We start from the raw sequence: 6,436 nt of genomic DNA on the forward strand, positions 1-6,436 counted from the left end.
TCGCCCGACAGCGTGCCGCCGAAGCGCTTGGCCAGGAAGCCGGCCGCGCGGCTGGCGATGTTGATGTACTTGCCGACCAGATCCGAATTGACGCGGGCGATGAAGTCGTCGGGGTTGAAGTCGATGTCCTCGACGCGGGCGTTGAGCTTGGCCGCGATGTAGTAGCGCAGCCACTCGGGATGCAGGCCAATCTCGAGGTACTTCAGCGGCGAGATGCCGGTGCCGCGGCTCTTGCTCATCTTTTCGCCGCTGACGGTGATGAAGCCGTGCACGAACACGTGGTCGGGCACCTTGCGGCCCGAGAAGTGCAGCATCGCCGGCCAGAACAGCGTGTGGAAGGTCGTGATGTCCTTGCCGATGAAGTGCACCTGCTGCAACTCGGGGTCGGCCAGCAGGGCGGCCATGTCGATGCCGCGCTTGCCGCAGTAGTTGGCCAGCGACGCGAGGTAGCCGATCGGGGCGTCGAGCCAGACGTAGAAGTACTTGCCCGGCGCGTCGGGGATCTCGATGCCGAAGTAGGGCGCATCGCGCGAGATGTCCCAGTCGCCCAGCGCGGTCTTGCCGTCGGCGTCGGTCGCGAACCATTCGCGCACCTTGTTCAGCACCTCGGGCTGCAGCCGCCCGGTCTCGTTCATCCAGCCCTGCAGGAACTCGACGCAGCGCGGGTCGGACAGGCGGAAGAAGTAGTGCTCGCTGCTCTTGATGATCGGCGTCGCACCCGACAGCGCCGAATACGGGTTCTTCAGCTCGGTGGGCGCGTAGACGGCACCGCAGACCTCGCAGTTGTCGCCGTACTGGTCCTTCGAGCCGCATTTCGGGCACTCGCCCTTGATGAAACGGTCGGGCAGGAACATGCCCTTCTCGGGGTCGAAGAACTGCTCGATCGTCTTCACGTCGATCAGCTCGTTCTTGCGCAGCGCGAGGTAGATCTCCTTGGCCAGCGCGTGGTTCTCGGGCGCGTCGGTCGAGTGCCAGTTGTCGAAGCCGATGTGGAAGCCGTCGAGGTAGCGCGCGCGGCCGGCGGCCACCTCGGCCACGTAGGCCTGCGGCGTCTTGCCGGCCTTCTCGGCGGCGATCATGATCGGCGCGCCGTGGGTGTCGTCGGCGCAGACGAAATGCACTTCGGCGCCCCGCATGCGCTGGAACCGCACCCAGATGTCCGCCTGGATGTACTCCATCATGTGCCCGATGTGGAACGGCGCATTGGCGTAGGGCAGGGCGGTGGTGACGAAGAGCTTGCGGGTCATGGGTGGCGTCGCCGGCGTCGGCGCAGGTTCTTTCCGCGAGGAAAAGGGTGCAATTCTAGGCGCGGTGATAGATTCACCGGACCCCACAGGACATCATGCGCCCCACCCCGTTCCTCTCCTGGCTGGCCGCTGCGCTGCTGGCCTCCTGCACCAGCTACGGCACCGGCTCGCTGCGCCCCGGCCAGACGGTCGCCGAGGTCATCGCCGACATGGGCGAGCCGACCGGCCGCCACCCGCTGCCCGGCGGCGGCCAGCGCCTCGAATTCGCCCGTGGCCCCTTCGGCAAGCACGCCTTCATGGTCGACCTGGACGCGTCCGGCCGCGTCCAGCGCTGGGACCAGGTGCTGCGCGAGGACCTGTTCAACGAGGTCGTGCCCGGCATGACCAGCGACGAGCTGCGGTTCCGCTTCGGCCGTCCGAGCGACGTGATGGGCATCTGGCGAGGCGCCACGGTCTGGTCGTGGCGCTACGAATCGCCCTTCTGCCAGTGGTTCCGGGTGACCGTCGAGCCCGACGGGCGGGTGCGCGACGCCGGCTACGGCCCCGACCCGCTGTGTGAAGTGAACGACAAGGACGACCTGCTGTGACCCTGAGACTGCATGGCATCCCGAACTGCGACACCGTCAAGCGCGCCCGCGCCTGGCTCACCGGCCAGGGCCTCGCTCACGACTTCGTCGATTTCAAGAAGGCGGGCGCCAGTGCGGCGGACCTGCAGCGCTGGGCCGATGCGGTGGGCTGGGAGCGGCTGCTGAATCGCCAGGGCACGACCTGGCGCAGGCTGGACCCGGCGCTGCAGGCGGAGGTGGTCGATGCGGCCAGCGCGCTGCGCCTGATGCAGGCCCAGACCAGCACGATCAAGCGGCCGGTGATCGAGTGGCCCGATGGGGCGGTGACCGTGGGCTTTTCGCCCGAGGCCTGGGGCGCACGCTGCGCCGCCGTCACGGCCCGTTGAATTTGTGACACCACGCATCGGCGGCCCGGGCGGGCACACCGATTGCCGTCACAACTGGTGACCAAGCGCGCAGCCTGCTTGCGGCTGCGCGCTACATCATTTGTGGTTGCGGCCGATCCGGCATGCAACGCCGCCCCGTCGGGCGGCCGTGCCGAGCCCGCGACCACATGATTCGACAAACCGACCGGGAGGGTCGCCGCGGCTGGCGGCGGGGTCTCCCTGGCAGCGCGGCTGCCGCTCTGGTGCTCGCGCTGGCTGCCTGCGGTGGCAGCGGCGACGGCAGCCAGGCCTCGGCGGACAACGCCGAGCGCCGCCAGGCGCAGGGTGGGATCACCGGGGCCGAGACCGCCCAAGGCACCACCCAACCCGATGCGGTTCGCCTGGCCCATCAGGCCACCTTCGGCCCGAGCGAGGCCCTGGTCGCCGACATCCAGGCCAAGGGTGCCAAACCGTGGATCGTCGAGCAACTGGGCCTGTACAGGTCGCACTATCGCCTGGGTGGCGACGACGCGCCCGACCAGAACACCTCGCGCACCGATTTCTGCGCACTGCCCGAGCAGCAGGCCAACAAGAACTGCTGGCGCGACTACTACTCGAGCGAGCCGCTGCTGTGGGATTTCTACCGCAACGCGGTGCGCAACCCCGATCAGCTGCGGCAGCGCGTGGCGCTGGCGCTGTCGCAGCTGCTGGTGATCAGCAACGTCGAGGTCGACGGCACCTACGGCCTGCGCATCTTCTACAACAACCTGCTCAACGGCGCCTTCGGGAACTACCGTGATCTGCTGCGCAAGGTGGCCCGCTCGCCGATGATGGGCGAGTACCTGAACCACGTGAACAACGACGCCGCAGCACCGAACGAGAACTTCGCGCGCGAGCTGCTGCAGCTGTTCACGATCGGCCCGTGCAAGCTCAACACCGACGGCACGCTGGCCGGCGGCCGCTGCACCGCCACCTACGACAACGAGCGCGTCCGCGCCTACGCCTATGCGCTGACCGGCTGGACCTACCCCGCGGGCGGGGCCAACCGCTGGGGCTGCTGGCCGGTCGGTGCCAACTGCCACTACCTCGGGGGCGACATGGTGCCGGCGGGCGGCACGCTGCGCGACACGCAATCGCGCAAGCTGCTGTCGGGCATCGTCGTGCCGGCCGGCACGGGCGCGCCGGTCGCGCTAGACAAGGTGCTCGACAGCCTGATGGCGCACCCGAACGTCGGCCCCTTCGTCGGCCGCCACCTGATCCAGCAGCTCGTCACGAGCAACCCGTCACCGGCCTATGTCGCCCGGGTGGCCAGGGCCTTCAACGCAGGGCTGTACGTCGACATCGGCAGCGGCGTGAAGGGCGACCTCTCTGCCACCGTCGCCGCGGTGCTGCTCGACAAGGAGGCGCGCAGCGCCTCGCCGTCGGCCAGCGCGGGCCGGCTGCGCGAGCCGATCCAGCTCTTCACCGGGGCGATCCGGGCGATCGGCGGCAACACCGACGGCGCGGTGTTCGGTTTCTGGCAAGGCGAGGCCCTGACCCAGCATGCGTTCCGCGCCCCCTCGGTCTTCAACTTCTACGCACCGGATTTCCCGGTCAGCGGCACCACGCTGGTCGGGCCGGCCTTCGGCATCCACAACGCGAGCACCGCGCTGAACCGGATGAACTACCTGACGATGCTGTTCGACTGGAACGGCGCCGCGCCGCAGGCCGACATCCCCGGCGCGATCGGCACCTACGTCACCTACGACGCGTGGCTGGCCGATGCGGCCGACGCCGCCAAGCTGGTTGACCGCATGAGCCGGCTGGTGCTCGGCCAGCTCCTGGCCGAGCCCGGGCGCACGAAGGTGATCGAGGCGGTCGCGCAGTTCAACGACAAGGGGTGGCCCGACACCTGGCGCGAATGGCGCGTGCGCCGCGCCGCCTGGCTGGTGCTGGCGTCGCCCCAGTACCAGATCGTCCGCTGAGCGCCCTTCGAGCGAACAGCACGAACAGTACGAACAGAACGAACGGAAGCCCCCGATGTCCCGCTCCCACCCCACTGATCTTCGCCGGCGCGACTGGCTGCGCTTCTTCGGCGGCGCCGCCGGCCTGGCCGCGCTCGGCGGCGCCGGCACGCTGATGCTGCCGCGCGCCGCCCAGGCTGGCGACTACAAGGCGTTGGTCTGCATCTTCCTGTTCGGCGGAAACGACGGCTTCAACATGCTGGTGCCGACCGACACGACGCGCCACAGCCAGTACCTGGCCGCGCGCGGCGGCCTCGCGCTACCCAAGGCCTCGCTGCTGCCGCTGCCGGGCAGCCTCTTCGGCCTGCATCCGGCGATGCAGTCGCTGCTGCCAGCCTGGTCGGCGAAACATCTGGCGCCGGTCGTCAACGTCGGCCCGCTCGCCGCGCCGCTGACCAAGGCGGGCTACCTCGCCGCCGGGCCCGATTCGCCGCTGATCCCCGACAACCTGTTCTCCCACTCCGACCAGCAGCGCGCCTGGGAAAGCGCCAGCACCGACGCGCTGGCGCGCACCGGCTGGGGCGCTCGCACGGCCGAGACCATGGCCACCACCTACCCGGTGATCTCGCTCGGCGGCAACAGCCGCTTCGGCACCGGCAACCAGGCCTTCGCGCTGGCCCTGCCGGGCCCGGGCGGCGTGTTCGCGGCGACCGGCCTGACGCCTGCCGACATGGGCTGGGTGGCCAATCAGAAGCGCAAGGCGGCGGTCGATGCGATGTACGCGCCGGGGCAGTCCAGCCAGCTGGCCGAGGTGTTTGCCGGCATGCAGCGCGATGCGTTCGCGATGTCCGATCGCCTCGCCGCGCTGGTGGTGAGCCGGCCCGGCGACCCGGACGTGCCGGCGGCGATCGACACGGCGTTCGCGCCGCTGATCGAAGGCGACCAGCTCGCCACCGACCTGGCCGGCCAGCTCTACCAGATCGCCAAGCTGATTGCCGGCCGCCAGCAGGTGCAGGGCGACCGCCACATCTACTTTGCCGGCATCGGCGGTTTCGACACCCATGCCGGCCAGGTCAGCAGCGGCGACAGCACGCAGGGCCTGCACGCGGATCTGCTGGGCCAGGTCGCCGATGCGATGGCAGCCTTCCACGATGCGATGCAGGGCCTGGGCCTGGGCAAGCAGGTGACGGCCTTCACGCAGAGCGATTTCGGCCGCACCTTCGCGCCGAACAACAGCTCGGGCTCGGACCACGCCTGGGGCAACGTCCAACTCGTCTGCGGCGGGGCCGTCAAGGGCGGTGCCAGCTACGGCGACTACCCGACGCCGGTGCTGGGCGGGCCGGACGACGTCGGTGTCGAGGCCTGGGAGTTGCAGGGGCGCTGGATCCCGACCGCCAGCGTCGACCAGTACGCCGCGACGCTGCTGAGCTGGTTCGGCGCGACGAGCGCGCAGGTCGACACCATCCTGCCCGGGCTTGCCGCGTTCGGCAGCGCCCGCTCGCTCGGCTTCATGGGCTGAGCGTCAGGACAGCTCCAGCGTCAGCGGCCCGCTGCGCGACCAGGCCTCGGCCTCTTCGCGCAGCAGGTGCAGCGTGCGGGGCTGGGCCTCGGCCCAGTCGGCACGCCAGCGCAGGCGCGCGCTGCTGCCGCGCCGCTCGAGGTCGAGTGCGCCGTCGTCGATGGCGGCGCGGGCGTGGCACTTGATGACCGCCAGCCGCAGGCACATCAATTGCCAAGCGACCTCGTGTCGCGCCAATGCCTCGTCGATCTTGCGCAGGCCGCCGCGCTGGCCGAGCACGAGGTCGGCCACGCGGCGCTGCTGGCTTTGCGAGAAGCCGGCCGCGTCGACATGCGCCACCAGATAGGCGCTGTGGCGATGGTGGTCGTGATGCGACACCATCAGCCCCACCTCGTGCAGCTCCGCGGCCCAGCGCAATTCGTTGCGCCGCTCGAGGTCGGCGCCGGGCTCGACCTGGGTGTGCCAGCGCAGCGCCAGGTCACGCACCCGGCGCGCCTGCTCGCGGTCGACCGCAAAGCGGCGCTGCAGCCGCTGCACCGAGTCGTCGCGCAGGTCGTGGCCGCGGGCCCGGTGGCGGGCGATCAGCCGGTCGTGCAAGTCGACGATCACGCCCTGGCGCAGCGCGCCACGCGCGGGCAGCAGGGCGTCGATGCGAAAGTGCGTCGCCAGCGTGTAGAGGATCGCCAGGCCGCCGGCCAGCACGGCCCGGCGCTCGGGCTTGAGGCCCGGCAGCGCGATGCGGTCCACCGAACCGGCCGTGATGCATTCGTTGATCAGCCAGCGCAGGCCCTCGGGC

General features: G+C 70.2%; 5 protein-coding genes and 1 pseudogene. 4 read left to right on the forward strand and 2 right to left on the reverse strand.

Annotated features, from left to right (window positions below):
• Positions 1-1,247, reverse strand: a 1,247-nt coding sequence (metG, locus tag VJ693_RS08260) for a methionine--tRNA ligase (protein ID WP_324153176.1), incomplete at its 3' end; no start/stop codon positions are given.
• Between the two features lie 95 nt (positions 1,248-1,342).
• On the opposite strand from metG, the gene VJ693_RS08265 reads away from it, so the two are divergent.
• The 4 genes from VJ693_RS08265 (at position 1,343) to VJ693_RS08280 (ending at position 5,640) form a co-directional block, all read left to right on the forward strand.
• Positions 1,343-1,834: a hypothetical protein gene (locus VJ693_RS08265; protein WP_324153178.1), complete on the forward strand. Its 492-nt coding sequence runs from the start codon at positions 1,343-1,345 to the stop codon at positions 1,832-1,834.
• A complete protein-coding gene (locus VJ693_RS08270) occupies positions 1,831-2,199 on the forward strand; it encodes an arsenate reductase (RefSeq protein WP_324153180.1) in 369 nt (122 codons plus the stop codon). The genes VJ693_RS08265 and VJ693_RS08270 overlap by 4 nt, the downstream gene beginning before the upstream one ends.
• Positions 2,200-2,441: 242 nt before the next feature.
• Complete coding sequence (locus VJ693_RS08275; RefSeq protein WP_324153182.1) at positions 2,442-4,142, forward strand: DUF1800 domain-containing protein; 1,701 nt, start codon at positions 2,442-2,444, stop codon at positions 4,140-4,142.
• Between the two features lie 55 nt (positions 4,143-4,197).
• Positions 4,198-5,640: a DUF1501 domain-containing protein gene (locus tag VJ693_RS08280; RefSeq protein WP_324153184.1), complete on the forward strand. Its 1,443-nt coding sequence runs from the start codon at positions 4,198-4,200 to the stop codon at positions 5,638-5,640.
• Positions 5,641-5,643: 3 nt separating this feature from the next.
• On the opposite strand, the pseudogene VJ693_RS08285 reads toward VJ693_RS08280, so the two are convergent.
• Positions 5,644-6,436, reverse strand: a pseudogene (locus VJ693_RS08285) (exopolyphosphatase); the annotation flags it as partial.

Origin of the sequence: Ideonella sp., assembly GCF_035254525.1 — a bacterium.
Classification (GTDB): Bacteria; Pseudomonadota; Gammaproteobacteria; order Burkholderiales; family Burkholderiaceae_C; genus Ideonella.